Here is a 15194-nt window from a genome sequence, read left to right as displayed (position 1 = left end):
CCTCGAAGCGGTCGGGTGGCGTGCACGTCCTTACCTACGAGCACGCCACCTTACGCGTTCGGGTTCCGCGCGTTTATCCACGTAGCTGTGGGGGGCCGGTGCGGCACCTGAGCGGCGGCAACCGGTTACTCCACGTACTCGTCGGCGACGGAGAGAGCCGAGTCCAGGGCGGCGAGGCCCTCCTTCAGCTCGGCCTCGGTCGCGTTGCACGGCGGTACGACATGGGTGCGGTTCATGTTGATGAAGGGCCAGATGCCGTGCTTCCTGGCGGCGGCGCCGAAGGCGGCCATGGGCGCGTTCGCCTCACCGGCGGCGTTGTACGGGACGAGGGGCTCGCGGGTCTCGCGGTTCTTCACGAGGTCCAGCGCCCAGAACATGCCGACGCCACGGACGTCACCGACGCTGGGGTGCCGTTCGGCGAGCTCGCGCAGCGCGGGCCCGACGACGCTCGTACCGAGGCTCTTGGCGTTCTCGACGACGCCTTCCTCCGCCATGACGTTGATGGTCGCGACGGCGGCGGCGCAGGCGAGGGGGTGCCCGGAGTAGGTGAGGCCGCCGGGGTAGGGCCGCTTGCCGAAGGTCTCGGCGATGGCGCCGGAGATGGCGACGCCGCCGAGCGGGACGTAGCCGCTGTTGACGCCCTTTGCGAAGGTGATGAGGTCCGGGGTGACGCCGAAGAGATCGGCGGCGAACCACTCGCCGGTACGCCCGAAGCCGGCCATGACCTCGTCGAGGATGAAGACGATCCCGTACTTGTCGCAGATCTCACGGACGCCGGCGAGGTAGCCGGGCGGCGGCACCATGATGCCGGCGGTGCCGGGGATGGTCTCGAGGATGATCGCGGCGACGGTGCCGGGTCCCTCGAAGGCGATGGTCGTCTCCAGGTGCTCCAGCGCGCGGGCGCACTCCTGCTCCTCGGTCTCGGCGTAGAACCGGGAGCGGTAGAGGAAGGGCGCCCAGAAGTGCACGACACCGGCGGCGGCGGAGTCGGAGGCCCAGCGGCGGGGGTCGCCGGTGATGTTGATGGCCTGCTGGGTACCGCCGTGGTAGGACCGGTAGGCGGACAGCACCTTGGCCCGCCCGGTGTGCAGCCGGGCCATGCGCACCGCGTGCTCCACGGCATCGGCGCCACCGTTGGTGAAGAAGATCTTGTCCAGATCACCGGGCGTCCGCTCGGCGATCAGCCGGGCGGCCTCCGAGCGGGACTCGACGGCGAAGGCGGGGGCGAAGGTGGAGAGGGTTGCGGCCTGCTCCTGTATCGCGGCGACGACCTTCGGGTGCTGGTAACCGATGTTGGTGTAGACGAGCCCGCTGGTGAAGTCGAGGTACCGCTTCCCGTCGTAGTCCCAGAAGTACGACCCCTCCGCACCGGCGACGGCGAGCGGGTCGATGAGCTCCTGCGCGGACCAGGAGTGGAACACATGAGCACGGTCCGCGGCCTTGACGGCGGCGCCGACCTCGGGGTTTGGCTGAGGGGTCATGCGGGTGAGCGTAAATGTCCGCGATACGGAAGCGATATCGGCGTCATGTCTGCGGTCGGGGGGTTTCCGCGACAGGTTGTCGCGTGGGTAGTCGCGTGGGAGTGGGCGCTCATCGCTCATTGACAGCAAGCTGTCGAAATGACAGGCTGCTGTCAATAGGGTCTCGACCCGAGGAGGAGTCATGAGCAGCCGCAAGCCAGTGCACCTCGCCGTCTACGACACCCTCGCCGACTGGGAGACCGGGTATGCGACCGCGTATCTCGCGCGGGCCGGGTATGAGGTCCGGGCCGTGGGGGCGGGGCTCGGGGAGGTTCGGTCCATCGGTGGGCTGCGGGTTCGGCCCGAGCTGGTGCTCGGTGAGGTCTCGCCCGAGGGCAGCTCGCTGCTGATCCTCCCGGGCGCCGACCTCTGGGACAGCGGCGACGACCTCGCGCCCTTCGCGCGCAAGGCGCGGGAGTTTCTCGATGCCGGGACGCCTGTCGCCGCCATCTGTGGGGCCACCGCCGGGCTCGCGCGGGAAGGGCTGCTCGATGAGCGGAGGCACACCAGCGCCGTTTCCTTCTATCTCGCCGCGACCGGGTACAAGGGCGGCGAGCTGTACGTCGACGCCGATGCCGTGACGGACAAGGGGCTGGTCACCGCCGGGCCCACCGAGCCCGTTGCCTTCGCCCGGGAGGTGTTCCGGTTGCTCGGGGTGTACGAGGGGGACGTGCTCGATGCCTGGTACCGGGTGTTCCATGACTCCGACGCGGAGGCGTACGCCGTGCTGCAGCAGAGCGGCTCGTCGCAGTGAGCCGGCAGCGGCAGGAGCTGCTCAGCCGCAGCGCGCTCGGGGTTTTCCGGCTCAACGGTCAATTCCTCGCCGTCGCCGAGGAGTTGGCCAAGCCCGCCGGGCTCACCGCGGCGTGGTGGCAGGTGCTCGGCGCGGTTCTCGGGGAGCCGTTGTCCGTGTCCGGGATCGCGCGGGTCATGGGGATCACCCGGCAGAGCGTGCAGCGGATCGCCGACCTGCTCGTCGCGCGCGGGCTCGCCGAGTACCGGGACAACCCCGCCCACCGCCGCGCCAAGCTCCTCGCGCCGACGGACGAGGGCCGGGCCGCCGTGCGGCGCATCCACCCCGGCCACGCCTCCTTCGCCGACCGCCTCGCCGAAGCCTTCGGGGAGGACGAGCTCGCCGTCGCCGTACAGCACCTCGAACGGCTGTCGAAGGTGCTGGATCAGGTCGGACCGCCCGACGCCGAACCCCTCCCCGAACCCCGCCCTGTTACGGAACCGTAGACACCGGTCTCCTCTCCTCCCCCTGCGCCCGCACTATCGTTGGGCTGTTGCACAGGGGCGTATCGGGGGATTTCGGGGGGCCTGCCATGGAGAAGCTCGGGGCCGGCGATCCGCAGCGGATCGGCGCGTACCGGCTGCTGGCGCGGCTCGGGGCCGGCGGCATGGGGTACGTGTATCTCGCCCGGTCGGAGCGCGGCCGTACCGTCGCCGTGAAGCTGGTCCGGCAGGAGCTGGCCGCGCAGGAGGAGTTCCGGGCCCGGTTCCGGCACGAGGTGCAGGCCGCGCGGCAGGTCGGCGGGCACTGGACGGCCCCCGTCCTCGACGCCGACACCGAGGCCGACGTGCCGTGGGTCGCCACCGGGTACGTCGCCGGGCCGACCCTGCAGCAGGTCGTCGGGCACGACCACGGGGCGCTGCCCGAGCGATCCGTGCGCATCCTCGCGGCCGGGCTCGCGCACGCGCTCAAGGACATTCACGCGGCCGGGATCATCCACCGGGATCTGAAGCCGTCCAATGTGCTGGTGACGATCGACGGGCCGCGGGTCATCGACTTCGGGATCGCGCGGGCGCTGGAGACCGTGACGGACGGCGGGCTCACGCGGACCGGAGCACTCGTCGGGTCGCCGGGGTTCATGGCGCCCGAGCAGGTGCGCGGGGACCGGATCACGCCCGCGTGCGACGTCTTCTGCCTGGCCTCGGTACTTGCGTACGCCGCCACCGGCGCGCTTCCGTTCGGTACCGCCAACAGCGGTGTGCACGCGCTGATGTTCCGGATCGCCCAGGAGGAACCCGACCTGGAGGGGGTACCGGAGGGCATCGCCGACCTCGTACGGGACTGCCTGAAGAAGGACCCGGCGGCCCGGCCGACGCTGGACCAGGTACTGGAACGGACCGGCGCCGAGGACACGGTCCTGGGCGGCCGCTCCCGCGACCCGTGGCTGCCGAGCGCACTGGTCGCCCAACTCGGTCGGCATGCGGTGCAGTTGCTGGACACGGAGAACCCGGAGCGGACCGGCGAGGTGCCCCTGGGGAAGCCGACGGAGGACGAGGCTTCGCCCGAGCACGGGGTCGCGGCGAGTTCACCCGCGGGTCCGCCTCCGCCGGGACAGCCGGGCAGCGGAGCACCGCTGAACCATTTGCCGACGATGGCTGCGGGGGCCGCGGGGGCTGGCGGAATTGCGGGGGCACACGGAGCTGGGGGAGCTGGAGCTGGCGGAGTTGAGGGTGCCCCCGGAGTTGCGGGAACCCCCGGAGGCCCCGGCGCCGTAGCTCCGCAGACGTCGACGCACCCGCCCTCGCACGATCAGACACCCCCCTCCGGCCACCCCCAGGCCTCCCCGCCCACCCACGCGCAGACCCCTCCCCCCACCCACCCCGCCTACGGCTACCCGCAGCAGCACCCCCAACAGCAGCAACCCGCCTACGGCTACCCCCAACAGCCGGGCGCTCCCCAGCAACCCGGGGCGTACGGAAGTCCCCAGCCACCCGGCGCCTACGGAAACCCGCCACAGCCCGGCGCCGCCTACGGCTACCCGCAACAGCCCGGCCAGTACGGTGCCCTCGGCTCCACCCCGCCCTACGGCCCCACCTACCCCGGCCCCACCCCACCCTTCGGCCGGCCCCCGCTCACCCCGCAGGAACCCCCGTCCAGAAGCGGCCGTTCCACCGCCGTCCTCGTCCTCATCGCCCTGGTCGTCGCCCTCGGCGCCGGCGGCTCGGTGTACGCGCTCATGAACGGCGGCAGCGACGGCGACTCCGACGCCAAGAACGGCGGCAGCCCCACCCCGACGGCCGGCGCACCCCAGAGCACCGGACCGGCGAGCCAACAGCCGTCCCCGACCAGCGCCTCCCCCTCCGCCTCCACCCCCACCGACGGCGCCGTCCCCACCGGCTACCTCGGCACCTGGACCGCCACCATCACCAACAAGGACGGCGAGAACACCCGTCAACTCACCATCCAGCAGGGCAAGGTGGGCGACACCGTGCTGTCGATGGTCGCCGACGGGCCCACCAGCAGCGGCAGTTACCACTGTGTCTTCCAGGCCGACCTGACCCAGGACCCGGGTGCCGACGGCCCGTTGGAGATCGGCCCGTCCACCGTCACCTCCGGCGACGCGGGGTACTGCAAACCGGGCGACCCCACCGAGATCAGCCTGCTGCCCGACGGCAGCCTCCAGCGGGTGAACACCAGCAACGGCGAGAAGCTGGAGTACACCCGACAGTAACCCCAAGTACCCCCGCCCATAAGGCTGCTGGCCTCGCACAGCCGTACGGTGACCCCCTCGTTCCGCTCCGGGGAGTTGCGGGGGCACCCACATGGAGTTTCTGAGCCCTGAGAACATCGTCGCCGTCGGCACGGCGGTGCTCGGCATCGTCGCGTCCGGAATCATGGTCTGGTACGAGCGCCGGGTGCCGCGCCGCAAACGGATCGGCTACCGCGTCCAGATGGACAACCCGATAGGCGACGACGTCCGGATGGGCAGAGCCAACGTACGACTCGGCCTGTTCGACGAGGCCCCGGAGATGTCCGACGCCACCCTGGTCCTGCTCCGCATCGAGAACGACGGCTCCCAGGGCATCGACCGCGACGACTACACCAGCCCCGAAGTCCACGGCCTGACCGTGCTGTTCACCGACCGCACCATCCGCGGCGTCTCGGTCACCCAGCCCTCCGACACCGACCACCTGATGGACCACTTCACCCCGTCCCGGGGCTTCGGCTACGACGGCAACACCCTGCGCATCCCGCGCGTCCCGCTCAACCACGGCGACCACTTCAAGCTGCTGGTCCTGCTGTCCGGCGGCGATGTCGGCAGTCCGATACGGCTGATCGGCGGCATCCGCGAGGGCGAGGTGCACCCCAACCGCAGCGCGACACCGGACGAGAAGCCGCCGCTGTTCAGCCGTGCCGCCCGGCTCATCACGATCATGCTGACGGTCAGCGTCCTGACCCTCGCCGGCATCATCGTGGCCGGTGACAACCCGGCCTGGATCGGCTGCGAGAGCGGCACGCTGGAGATCACCGGCTCGACGGCGTTCAAGCCGGTCGTGAAGGAGCTGGCGGAGGGGTACGAGCGCAAGTGCCGCGGCGCGGACATCAACGTGGACCCGCGCGGCAGCGCGGCCGGGGTCAACGAACTCTCCGCGCTGGGCACCGAGTCGAAGCGCAGCACCCGCAACATGATCGCCTTCTCCGACGGCCCCGCGATCGGCGGCGCCGGAAAGCTGGTCGGCCGGCGCATCGCCCTCTCCGTCTTCACCCTGGTCGTCAACGACGGCATCCAGCTGCCCGCGAAGGGGCTCACGCTCGACCAGGTGCGCCGCGTCTACCGGGGCGAGGTGACCCGCTGGAAGCAGATCGACCCCGCCCTGCCGGACATCCCCGTGGTCCTGGTCAGCCGCAACGCCGACTCCGGGACCCGGCAGACCTTCCAGCGCGAGGTCCTCGGCACCTGGGAGCGCGTACCGAGCACCTCGCTGGACTGCGTCCACAAGGACGACGCGTCCGCGCCCGTCACGCGCTGCGAACTCGACTCCACCGAGGGCGTGTTGGACACGGTGGCCGAACTGCCCGGCGCCATCGGCTACAGCGAGTTCACCCTCGCCCACGACAAGAAGGGCGTACGCCCGGTCTCCCTCGACGGCGACGCACCCTCCGTCGAGGACCTCGAGTACGGCAGGAGCGAGTACCCGTACCGGGCCGTCGAGTACGCCTACACCTACGGCGCCCCGCAGGACAGCTCCCTCGCCGCGTCCTTCCTCTCCTACGTCGACGAGACCACCAGCGAGAACGTCATCCGCAACCACGGCCACCTGCCGTGCTCGGCGATGGCGGCCTCGGGGCTGTGCGCGGGGGACTGACGGGTCCTCTTGTTCCTCCGTGGCGTGTGCATGACGATGTGAGGGAGCCTGGGCATCGGCAGCCACGGGAGGACTCATGCGTCCCACCAGGAGAACGGTCCTGACGGCAGCGGCGGGCGCGGCCGCACTGGCGACGGGAGGTACGGAGGCGGCAGCGGCCGCCCCGCAGGGCAGCAGCCACCCACCGGCCACCGCTCAGCACCCGTCCCGCGAACTCCGCGCCCTGCTACGGGAGTTGGACCCCGCCCGCATCGAGTCGACGGTCCGCAAACTGGTCTCCTTCGGCACCCGCCACACCCTCTCCGCCCAGGACGACCCGGCCCGCGGCATCGGCGCCGCCCGCGACTGGCTTCTCACCGAACTCCGCTCCTACGCCGCCGACTCCGGCGGCCGTATGACGGTCGAACTCCAGTCGTACGTCCAGGAACCGGCCTCCCGCATCCCCACCGCCACGAGGATCACCAACGTCGTGGCGACCCTGCGCGGTTCGGTCACACCCGAGCGCGTGTACGTCGTCTCCGGGCACTACGACTCCCGGGTCACCGACGTCATGGACGCCACGTCCGACGCACCGGGCGCGGACGACGACGCGTCCGGGGTGGCCGTCGTACTGGAGCTGGCCCGGGTGATGGCGAAGCGCCGGCCGGCCGCGACGATCGTGTTCGCGGCGGTGGCGGGGGAGGAGCAGGGGCTGTACGGATCGACGTACCTGGCCCAGCAGTTGAAGGCGGCCGGCACGGACGTCCAGGGCATGTTCACGAACGACATCGTCGGCAGCCCGACAGCGGACGACGGTACGGAGGACCCGTACACCATCCGTCTGTTCGCGGAGGGCGTGCCCTCGTCCGAGACCGCGGCGCAGGCGGCGATCCGCAAGTCGGTGGGCGGTGAGAACGACTCCGCGACTCGCCAACTGGCCCGCTTTGTAAGGGATGTTGCCGACAACGACGCGACCGGCATGAGCGTCCGCGTGATCTACCGCCGTGACCGCTACCTCCGCGGCGGCGACCACATCCCCTTCCTCGAACGCGCCTACCCGGCCGCCCGCTTCACCGAACCGGCCGAGGACTTCGCCCACCAGCACCAGAACGTCCGCGTCGAGGACGGCAAGCAGTACGGCGACCTGCCGGAGTTCTGCGACTTCGGCTTCGTGACGCGTGTCGCGAAGGTCAACGGGGCCGCGCTGTGGACGCTCGCGCAAGCACCCGGCACCCCCAAGGGCGCGAAGATCCTGACCGCCGCGCTCACCAACTCCACGACCCTGGTGTGGACTCGGGGAAGCGAACCCGACCTCGCGGGCTACGAGATCGTGTGGCGCGAGACGACGGCACCGGAGTGGACGCACGTGATCCCGGCCGGCGACGTGACGACGTACGAGGTGGACCTTTCCAAGGACAACGTCTTCTTCGGCGTACGGGCGGTCAACCGGGCGGGCCTGCGGAGCCCGGTGGCGTTCCCGGACCCGCAGTCGTAGTTCCGGTCGGCAGCACCGCGATCACCTCGAAGCGACCGCCGGGCACCCGCGCCCAGGTCAACTCCCCTTCGGCGGCCCGGAACCGGTCCGCGAGCCCGTTCAGGCCGGTGCCGTCGGAGGGGCCGAGGGGACTGTCGGCACCGTCGTTGGTGATCCGCAGCCGGAGACGCCCGTCGCTGACGCGATGGTCGACCTCGACGGCGCCGGCGTGGCTGTGCCGCAGGACGTTGGTGGTGGCCTCGCGCACGACCAGGCCCAGCAGGGTGCGCGCCGACTCGCTCAACTCGACTTCTCTCAGGCCCGGTTCGAGGTGCGTACGGACGTCGATGCCGGCCGCGGCCAGGACCCGGGCGGAGTTCGCCAACTCCTCGTCCAGACTCGTACGGCGGATTCCCCGCACGACAGCCCGGGTGTCCCGCAGCGCGTCCGAGCACAGCTGCCGTATCTCCTGCATCTCCGCGGCGGCACCCGCCGGGTCGGTCTCGGTCCGCCGGGACGCCAACTCGGCTTTCATGGCGATGACTTGAAGATGGTGCCCCTGGATGTCGTGCAGATCGGAGGCGAACCGCAACCGCTCGTCCTTGACGGCGATCTCCGCCTCCAGCAGCCGTGCCCGATCCAGCCGCCCCGCGATCCGCCAGGCCCACAGGGGCCCGAGCACGGTCCACACGGTGAACGCGACGAGCCCGGCGGGGAAGAACACGGCGTACGCGGTCTCGCCGTCCCCGGTCCCGAGGCTGACGGCCCCACCGGGCACGAGCGCGAGGAACACAGCGCCGACGATGAGCGTGTTGCGGGGTCGGGGCGAGAGGCAGGTGGCGCCGATGGCGACGGTCACGGCAGGCCCGACGGCCCACAGCCCGTAGTTGTGCCGGACCAGCGGAAAGACGGCGAGGACGAGGGAGGAGACGACGGCGAGCGAGAGCCAGACGGCCGAGGGCCGCCTTTGCCGCTCAGCGAGCCCCCCACCCAACAGCACGACACTCGCGACGGCCTGCAAACAGACGGCGGGCACGACGGGCACCCGAGCCCACAGCGGCACATCACCGTCGAGGACCCAGCCGCCGTAAACCACCACCATCACGCAGACGACGGTGCCCGGCACAGCCCACCAGGTGTACCGCCGAAAACTCCCCAGCCCTCTTTCCCCCACGCCGGCATTGTCGCGCCCCCTTAGGGGCGCGGGACAGTATCAATTTGCGGCTCCGCCGCGGGGCGCGACCAGCCACAACGCACCCGCACCCGCCCGACGACCTACCGCGGCTCCGGCGGCCGCTGCCGAGGCATGTTCGGCCGCGCATTGTTCGTGCCCGGCGGCAACGGAAACCTCCCCTGCCCGCCCCCACCCTCCTGCTGCCGCCCATTCCCGGCCGCCCCCGACTGAATCCCCATCGGCGCGGACCCGGTCCGGAACTCGACCATCCAGTCCGCAGTCTCCGTACGCACCAACTCGGTCACGTCCTCGGAGAACCGCCGCAACACCCCGAGACACCGCTCGGCAGCCTCCCCGGCCGTCCCTTCCGTCGGTCCCAAAACCTCCCGCACGCTCTCGGACGCCCAGTCGAACTGCAGCACCTGCAACCGCCGCTGCACCGCCTGCGCCGTGGCCACATCCCTTATCCACCCGGACGTGACCCCGAAGAACCGGTCCACGGCCACGCACGCGACCGCGAGCAGCAGCGCCAGATACCCCCACGCGGCGACCCCGCCGACCGCCCCGGTCAGATCGAGCAGCGGCAGCGCGGCGCCGACCGCCGCCCCCGCCGCCGCGCCGCCGCGCAGCGCCCGCGCGCCCCGCCGCTTCCACACCCGGTCCGCGAGATACCAGGCCGCCGTCTCCAGCGCCCCGCTCTCCACCCAGCGGTACAGCTCGTGCAGCCGCTGGGCCGGCTCGCCCCAGTCCCCGAGCGGAAACGTACGCCCGAGCAGATCGCCCGGCCGCGGCCCGGCCGCACCGTCGCCCCGCCCGTCCTGAGGCGGACCCTCGGGCTGCATCTCCGGCTGACCCACCCGGCACTCCCTACTGATCACGGCCGCTCACGTTGCGTGACATCGCATGCCGACGCGGACCCCTTCCTACCGCCCAATGGGTGGCGCGGGGGTGCCTTTCGCCTCTTTTCCGCCCGCAAGAGGGGCTTGATCAGGTATGGGAGTCACGGCTATCTCACTCGAAAGAGTGGCGGGGCGATGGCTGCGCGGAGCACGTAGGCTCGTGCACAACGGATGAGCACGAGACGACGAAACCAGGAGCTGATCGTGATTCCCGGTGGTGGCCAGCCCAATATGCAGCAGCTGCTCCAGCAGGCCCAGAAGATGCAGCAGGACTTGCAGAAGGCGCAGGAGGAACTGGCACGGACCGAGGTCGACGGGCAGGCCGGCGGCGGCCTGGTGAAGGCGACCGTGACCGGTTCCGGAGAGCTGCGGGCCCTGAAGATCGACCCGAAGGCGGTCGACCCCGACGACACCGAGACCCTCGCCGACCTGATCGTCGCGGCGGTCCAGGCGGCCAACGAGAACGCCCAGAACCTCCAGCAGCAGAAGCTCGGCCCGCTGGCCCAGGGCCTGGGCGGCGGCAGCGGCATCCCCGGCCTGCCTTTCTAAGAGGCCCCGGGGCCAACTACCGTACGTACTGCAAGCCTCCAGAAAGGGCAGTCCGTTGTACGAAGGCGTGGTGCAGGACCTCATCGACGAACTGGGGCGGCTGCCCGGCGTCGGTCCCAAGAGCGCCCAGCGCATCGCCTTCCACATCCTGCAGGCGGAACCGACGGACGTACGGCGGCTCGCGCAGGCCCTGATGGAGGTCAAGGCGAAGGTCCGCTTCTGCGCGACGTGCGGGAACGTCGCGCAGGAGGAGCTGTGCAACATCTGCCGCGACGCGCGCCGCGACCCCACCGTCATCTGCGTGGTGGAGGAGCCCAAGGACGTGGTCGCCATCGAACGGACCCGAGAGTTCCGCGGCCGCTACCACGTGCTCGGCGGAGCGATCAGCCCCATCGAGGGGGTCGGTCCCGACGACCTGCGTATACGAGAACTTCTCGCGCGGTTGGCCGACGGTACGGTCACGGAGCTGATCCTGGCCACGGACCCGAATCTGGAGGGCGAGGCGACCGCCACCTACCTCGCCCGCATGATCAAGCCCATGGGCCTCAAGGTCACCCGCCTGGCCAGCGGCCTCCCGGTGGGTGGCGACCTGGAATACGCGGACGAGGTGACCCTCGGTCGCGCCTTCGAGGGGAGACGACTCCTAGATGTCTGACGCCACGCTGCACGCCACGACCCAGGACCCGGACGACTTCGCGGTCCAGATCGCGGACCAGGTAGAGAGCTTCCTGGTGGCCGTCGGGGAGGTCGCCAAGGGCGACGAGCCCGACTCGGCGGTGCCCTTCCTCCTCCTGGAGGTCTCCCAGCTCCTGCTGGCCGGCGGCCGCCTGGGCGCGCACGAGGACATCGTCCCCGACGAGCGCTACGAGCCCGACACGGGCCCGGACGCGGACGTCGACGAACTCCGCGAGAACCTGGCCCGCCTCCTGGACCCGGTGGACGTCTACTCGGAGGTCTTCGACCCGTACGAGCCCCGCAAGGCCCCGGTCCCGGCCCGCCTCTCCGACGACCTCTCCGACATCATCACCGACCTCCGCCACGGCATGGCCCACTACCGCGCGGGCCGCACCACGGAGGCCCTGTGGTGGTGGCAGTTCTCCTACTTCTCCAACTGGGGCCCCACCGCCTCCGCGGCCCTCCGAGCCCTCCAGTCGGTCCTCATCCACGTCCGCCTCAACCAGCCCCTGGAAGAACTGGACGGCCTGGACACGGACCAGCCCGGCATGGGCGACGAGACACTGGAGTTCGAGGCGGGGCGGGTCATGCAGGAGGAGATCGCGGGGCCGCTGGGGTTGCAGCAGGGGTAGTGGCTCGGGGCAGGCGAGGTCACTCCGTCGGTCATGGTCACGCGACAAGCCCCGCGAGGCTACTCTCGGTAGTGACCCGGGTGACGTGCACCCGGGTCCACCGGTCGGAGGTGCGTGTCGTGGCGGCCCAGTCCAACAGCTCCAACTCCCAGCCGCCCATTGCCTGGCGCTACGCCGGCGACCAGCTGAAGCGCTGGCGCATGAAGGCGGACGTGACTCGCGAGCAACTCGCCTCCGCCGCCAACTACTCCCCGGACACCATCATGTCGATGGAGCGCGGGGTGCGCAGGCCGACTTCCCGCGTGCTGGACATCGCGGACGAACTCTGCGACGCGAAGGGCATGTTGAGCGGCGCGAAGGAATTCGTGAACCGCGAGCGATTCCCGGCGCGGGCACAGGACTTCATGGAGCGGGAGAGGGAGGCGACCAGCATTTGGTGGTACGAAGTCGCCCTCATCCCTGGCCTGTTGCAGACGAAGGGGTACGCGCGGGCGCTCATCGACAACCGAATCCCACCGCTGGATGAGGAGACGGTCGAGGAGCGGATCGCTGCTCGCATGGAACGGCAAGCCATCCTCACCCAGCAGAAACCGACGGTGGGTCTGAGCTTCGTCCTCTACGAGGCCGCATTGCGCGTCCCGCAGGTGGATGCGGAGCAACTGCGCCGACTGCTTGAGGCGTCCCGGATGCGGAACGTGGTCGTACAGGTGCTGCCCTTCGAACGGGCCATTCCCGCTGCCCTTGAGGGGCCCATGGTGCTCCTGGAGACTCGCGACCTTGAGCGATTCGCCTTCGCGGAAGGGGCGTTGGCCAGCGAGATGTCCGCTGATCCGGGGGTTGTCAGCCGGGTGACCGAGCGGCTTAGCATGCTTCGGACGCAGGCTCTCAGCCCGGACGAGTCGGCCCGATTCATCGAGCGGATGGTGGACAGTCGTGAGTGACCAGCTGACGTGGTTCAAGTCGAGCTACAGCGACAGCGAGGGCGGCGCCTGCATCGAAGTCGCGTTCGCCTCCGCCATCCATGTTCGTGACTCCAAGCTCCCCGCCAGCCCCGAAATCCACCTCACCCCCTCCGCCTGGTCGGCCTTCGTTTCCGCAGTTCAGCCCGGGGCTTGAGCCTCGGGCTTCGAGCTCTTCCAAACCGGGTTTTCTGGGTTCTGGGTTGGTTGAAATCCAACCCAACCAACCATGTCTGAACGTGAGTTGAGGGCGCGTAACCCGAAAGGGTGACGTTGAGTGATCGGCTTGCTTCGGAGCGCGAGATCGCTCTAGGTTCGCGGCAAACAAGCAAATAGTTCGGCCCCGGTCGGTGCGCCAACACCGGCTCCGGGGCCTGACCCAACGATCGAGGACCTTCGACCGTGGCTTACACCCAGCCTATCCCTGCCCTGCCGTCCCCGTCCCACCCCATGGCCAAAACGGGTTACGGCAAACGCCTCGCCGGTGACGAAGACCCGCACGCCGACCCGGACTTCGCACACCTGAGCAACCTCCGTGACCGCGAGATCGCCGTCTTCATCGATCACCTCGACGACGGCCACGCGATGGGCCACAAGGTGCTCGCCGCCGAGCACCCCCGTTACGGCCAGCAGGCGTTCCGCAGCTCGCTGACCCGTATCACCGAGGCCGGCCACCTGCGCTGGATCAAGGAGCACATCACCGTCGAGGACAACTCGATGCGCTGGGTGACGCGGACGTACTGGTCGCGTACGCCCAGGTCGCCGGAGTGGTGGGCGGAGTTCGCGCGGGAACGGCATGGCCGGGACGTGACGCAGGCCTATCAGCCGGGTCTGGCCCGGACCGAGGAACCGGCGCCGGAGCCGACACCGGAAGCTGTGCCGGGTGACGAACCCGCCGGAGAGCCGGTCGACGAGGGGCCCAGCGCCGCCTACCTCGCCCTGGTTCAGGCGCGTATCGCGGATCGTCGTATGCCGCTCTCCGTCTCGGACTGCCGCTCCCTCGAACCCCTGGCCGCCGAGTGGCTGGCGCGCGGCGCGACACCGGAGGACATCGTCCGAGCCCTGACCGACGGACTGCCGTCCGACATCACCAACCCGGGCGGATTCGCCCGCAAACGATTGGAGAACAGGATGCCCCCGACGAAGGAAGAGACGGCCGCCGTTGCCCCGACCCGCCCGCTGCGCGGTCGCGTCACCCGCGTGATCATGGCCTGTGCCACCTGTGACCAGGACGAACGCACGGTCAAGATCGACCGGGGTGTCTGCGAGGACTGCCGCAAGGAGCTCGCGGAGGAACCGGTGGATGAGCCGGTGGATGAGCTGGACCTCATGAAGGAAATCGCCGAGGTCGCCTACCTGGGTGTGACGTCCGCCCGGTTCCTCAAGCAGAAGCTGGAGCGCGGGACGGGCGGTCCCGTGCCCGACACGTTCCGTCCCGTGCCCATCGAGGACCTCGTTTTCTACCACTTCCGCGACAACCGCGACCGCATCGCGAACGGGCTGCCGCCGAGGCGGTGGAACTGGTGACGGCCGTTCGACATGACGAGTGCCTGGCAGCAGACGTCCGAGCTCAGTGCTGGGACACCCGTCAGCAGAACGGAACATCGGCCATGACGAGCTGGGTGCTGCGGCGGCTCTCCAGCGAATGCCAGGAACGGAGCCGTCGCCCTCAGATGCCGGTCGACGATTTCGAGGAACTCGCTCGCCAGGCCCCGGAGACCGTGTGGCTGGAGTTCATCGGTGGACGACTTGCAGTGAAGCGCGGGCCCGACGGCGGTCGGAGCGAGACGCTCGCCTGGTTGCAGAGGCTGTGGGCGGGGCGGGAACAGGGTCCATGGCTTTACGGGTACCGGGGTCTGCGGACGGAAATCGGCGGCACGGGCCGAGTTCGTGCCGACGGCGTGCTCGCACCCGCGCGCCATTTCGTCGGACTCGGCGAATGGAGCGACCCGGCAGGGGTGTTGATGGTGGTGGAGGTGACCTCGGGCGATCCGGACACGGACTGGCACACACGAGTGGAGAAGCCTGATGGGTACGCAGCCGCAAGCATCCCCGTCCACCTCCTCATCGACCGCGACAACTGCTCGGTCGTCGTGTTCGACCAGCCCGAGGACGGTCGCTACCGGCACGAGGAGAAGCTGCCTTTCGGCGCGACCGTGAAGCTCCCCGAGCCCGTGAACATCACCCTCGACACCGAGCTCCTCAAGGATTTCGCGGGCTGAACCGTACCCCG

General features: G+C 70.1%; 15 protein-coding genes. 12 read left to right on the top strand and 3 right to left on the bottom strand.

The window, feature by feature from the left end; genetic code table 11:
• Positions 1-125: 125 nt before the first annotated feature.
• Positions 126-1481, bottom strand: a complete 1356-nt coding sequence (locus tag ABZ848_RS06660) for an aspartate aminotransferase family protein (RefSeq protein WP_360826336.1) — start codon at positions 1479-1481, stop codon at positions 126-128.
• Positions 1482-1662: 181 nt separating this feature from the next.
• On the opposite strand from ABZ848_RS06660, the gene ABZ848_RS06655 reads away from it, so the two are divergent.
• The 5 genes from ABZ848_RS06655 (at position 1663) to ABZ848_RS06635 (ending at position 8094) form a co-directional block, all read left to right on the top strand.
• Positions 1663-2274, top strand: a complete 612-nt coding sequence (locus ABZ848_RS06655) for a DJ-1/PfpI family protein (RefSeq protein WP_360826334.1) — start codon at positions 1663-1665, stop codon at positions 2272-2274.
• Complete coding sequence (locus ABZ848_RS06650) at positions 2271-2759, top strand: MarR family transcriptional regulator (RefSeq protein ID WP_360826331.1); 489 nt, start codon at positions 2271-2273, stop codon at positions 2757-2759. Before ABZ848_RS06655 ends, ABZ848_RS06650 begins: the two co-directional genes overlap by 4 nt.
• A gap of 86 nt (positions 2760-2845) precedes the next feature.
• Positions 2846-4984, top strand: a complete 2139-nt coding sequence (locus tag ABZ848_RS06645; RefSeq protein WP_360826328.1) for a serine/threonine-protein kinase — start codon at positions 2846-2848, stop codon at positions 4982-4984.
• A gap of 91 nt (positions 4985-5075) precedes the next feature.
• Positions 5076-6620: a substrate-binding domain-containing protein gene (locus ABZ848_RS06640; RefSeq protein ID WP_360826325.1), complete on the top strand. Its 1545-nt coding sequence runs from the start codon at positions 5076-5078 to the stop codon at positions 6618-6620.
• 76 nt (positions 6621-6696) lie between these two features.
• A complete protein-coding gene (locus ABZ848_RS06635; protein WP_360826322.1) occupies positions 6697-8094 on the top strand; it encodes a M20/M25/M40 family metallo-hydrolase in 1398 nt (465 codons plus the stop codon).
• On the opposite strand, the gene ABZ848_RS06630 is transcribed toward ABZ848_RS06635, so the two are convergent.
• Positions 8042-9175, bottom strand: coding sequence for a histidine kinase (locus ABZ848_RS06630; protein ID WP_360827162.1), 1134 nt, complete (start codon positions 9173-9175; stop codon positions 8042-8044). The two genes, ABZ848_RS06635 and ABZ848_RS06630, sit on opposite strands and share 53 nt — an antisense overlap.
• A 173-nt stretch (positions 9176-9348) precedes the next feature.
• Positions 9349-10104 carry an SLATT domain-containing protein gene (locus ABZ848_RS06625; protein ID WP_360826319.1) on the bottom strand — a complete coding sequence of 252 codons (756 nt, stop codon included), beginning with the start codon at positions 10102-10104 and terminating at the stop codon, positions 9349-9351.
• 246 nt (positions 10105-10350) lie between these two features.
• On the opposite strand from ABZ848_RS06625, the gene ABZ848_RS06620 reads away from it, so the two are divergent.
• The 7 genes from ABZ848_RS06620 (at position 10351) to ABZ848_RS06590 (ending at position 15183) form a co-directional block, all read left to right on the top strand.
• The gene (locus ABZ848_RS06620) at positions 10351-10695 is read left to right on the top strand and encodes a YbaB/EbfC family nucleoid-associated protein (protein ID WP_360827159.1); all 345 of its coding nucleotides are present in this window, start codon (positions 10351-10353) and stop codon (positions 10693-10695) included.
• 55 nt (positions 10696-10750) lie between these two features.
• On the top strand, positions 10751-11350 hold the full coding sequence (recR, locus tag ABZ848_RS06615) for a recombination mediator RecR (RefSeq protein ID WP_360826316.1): 600 nt from the start codon (positions 10751-10753) through the stop codon (positions 11348-11350).
• Positions 11343-12002, top strand: coding sequence for a DUF5063 domain-containing protein (locus ABZ848_RS06610; RefSeq protein WP_360826313.1), 660 nt, complete (start codon positions 11343-11345; stop codon positions 12000-12002). Before recR ends, ABZ848_RS06610 begins: the two co-directional genes overlap by 8 nt.
• Before the next feature lie 119 nt (positions 12003-12121).
• Positions 12122-12943 (top strand): helix-turn-helix transcriptional regulator, encoded by an 822-nt coding sequence (locus tag ABZ848_RS06605; protein ID WP_360826310.1) that lies wholly within the window; start codon positions 12122-12124, stop codon positions 12941-12943.
• On the top strand, positions 12936-13118 hold the full coding sequence (locus ABZ848_RS06600; RefSeq protein ID WP_360826307.1) for a DUF397 domain-containing protein: 183 nt from the start codon (positions 12936-12938) through the stop codon (positions 13116-13118). Before ABZ848_RS06605 ends, ABZ848_RS06600 begins: the two co-directional genes overlap by 8 nt.
• 293 nt (positions 13119-13411) lie before the next feature.
• Positions 13412-14488, top strand: a complete 1077-nt coding sequence (locus ABZ848_RS06595) for a hypothetical protein (RefSeq protein WP_360826304.1) — start codon at positions 13412-13414, stop codon at positions 14486-14488.
• Between the two features lie 83 nt (positions 14489-14571).
• Positions 14572-15183, top strand: coding sequence for a Uma2 family endonuclease (locus ABZ848_RS06590; RefSeq protein ID WP_360826301.1), 612 nt, complete (start codon positions 14572-14574; stop codon positions 15181-15183).
• The last annotated feature ends 11 nt before the right edge of the window (positions 15184-15194 follow it).

It is taken from the genome of Streptomyces sp. NPDC047081 (assembly GCF_040643775.1).
Lineage (GTDB): Bacteria > Actinomycetota > Actinomycetes > Streptomycetales > Streptomycetaceae > Streptomyces.
The sequence above is the reverse complement of the archived record's forward strand: the minus strand, read 5'-3'. Positions and strand labels throughout refer to the sequence as shown.

Coding starts and splice junctions, on each gene's coding strand:
- ABZ848_RS06660 (WP_360826336.1), bottom strand. CDS start 1,481: ATGACCCCTCAGCCAAACCCCGAGGTCGGCGCCGCCGTCAAGGCCGCG.
- ABZ848_RS06655 (WP_360826334.1), top strand. CDS start 1,663: ATGAGCAGCCGCAAGCCAGTGCACCTCGCCGTCTACGACACCCTCGCC.
- ABZ848_RS06645 (WP_360826328.1), top strand. CDS start 2,846: ATGGAGAAGCTCGGGGCCGGCGATCCGCAGCGGATCGGCGCGTACCGG.
- ABZ848_RS06640 (WP_360826325.1), top strand. CDS start 5,076: ATGGAGTTTCTGAGCCCTGAGAACATCGTCGCCGTCGGCACGGCGGTG.
- ABZ848_RS06635 (WP_360826322.1), top strand. CDS start 6,697: ATGCGTCCCACCAGGAGAACGGTCCTGACGGCAGCGGCGGGCGCGGCC.
- ABZ848_RS06630 (WP_360827162.1), bottom strand. CDS start 9,175: ATGGTGGTGGTTTACGGCGGCTGGGTCCTCGACGGTGATGTGCCGCTG.
- ABZ848_RS06610 (WP_360826313.1), top strand. CDS start 11,343: ATGTCTGACGCCACGCTGCACGCCACGACCCAGGACCCGGACGACTTC.
- ABZ848_RS06595 (WP_360826304.1), top strand. CDS start 13,412: ATGGCCAAAACGGGTTACGGCAAACGCCTCGCCGGTGACGAAGACCCG.
- ABZ848_RS06590 (WP_360826301.1), top strand. CDS start 14,572: ATGACGAGCTGGGTGCTGCGGCGGCTCTCCAGCGAATGCCAGGAACGG.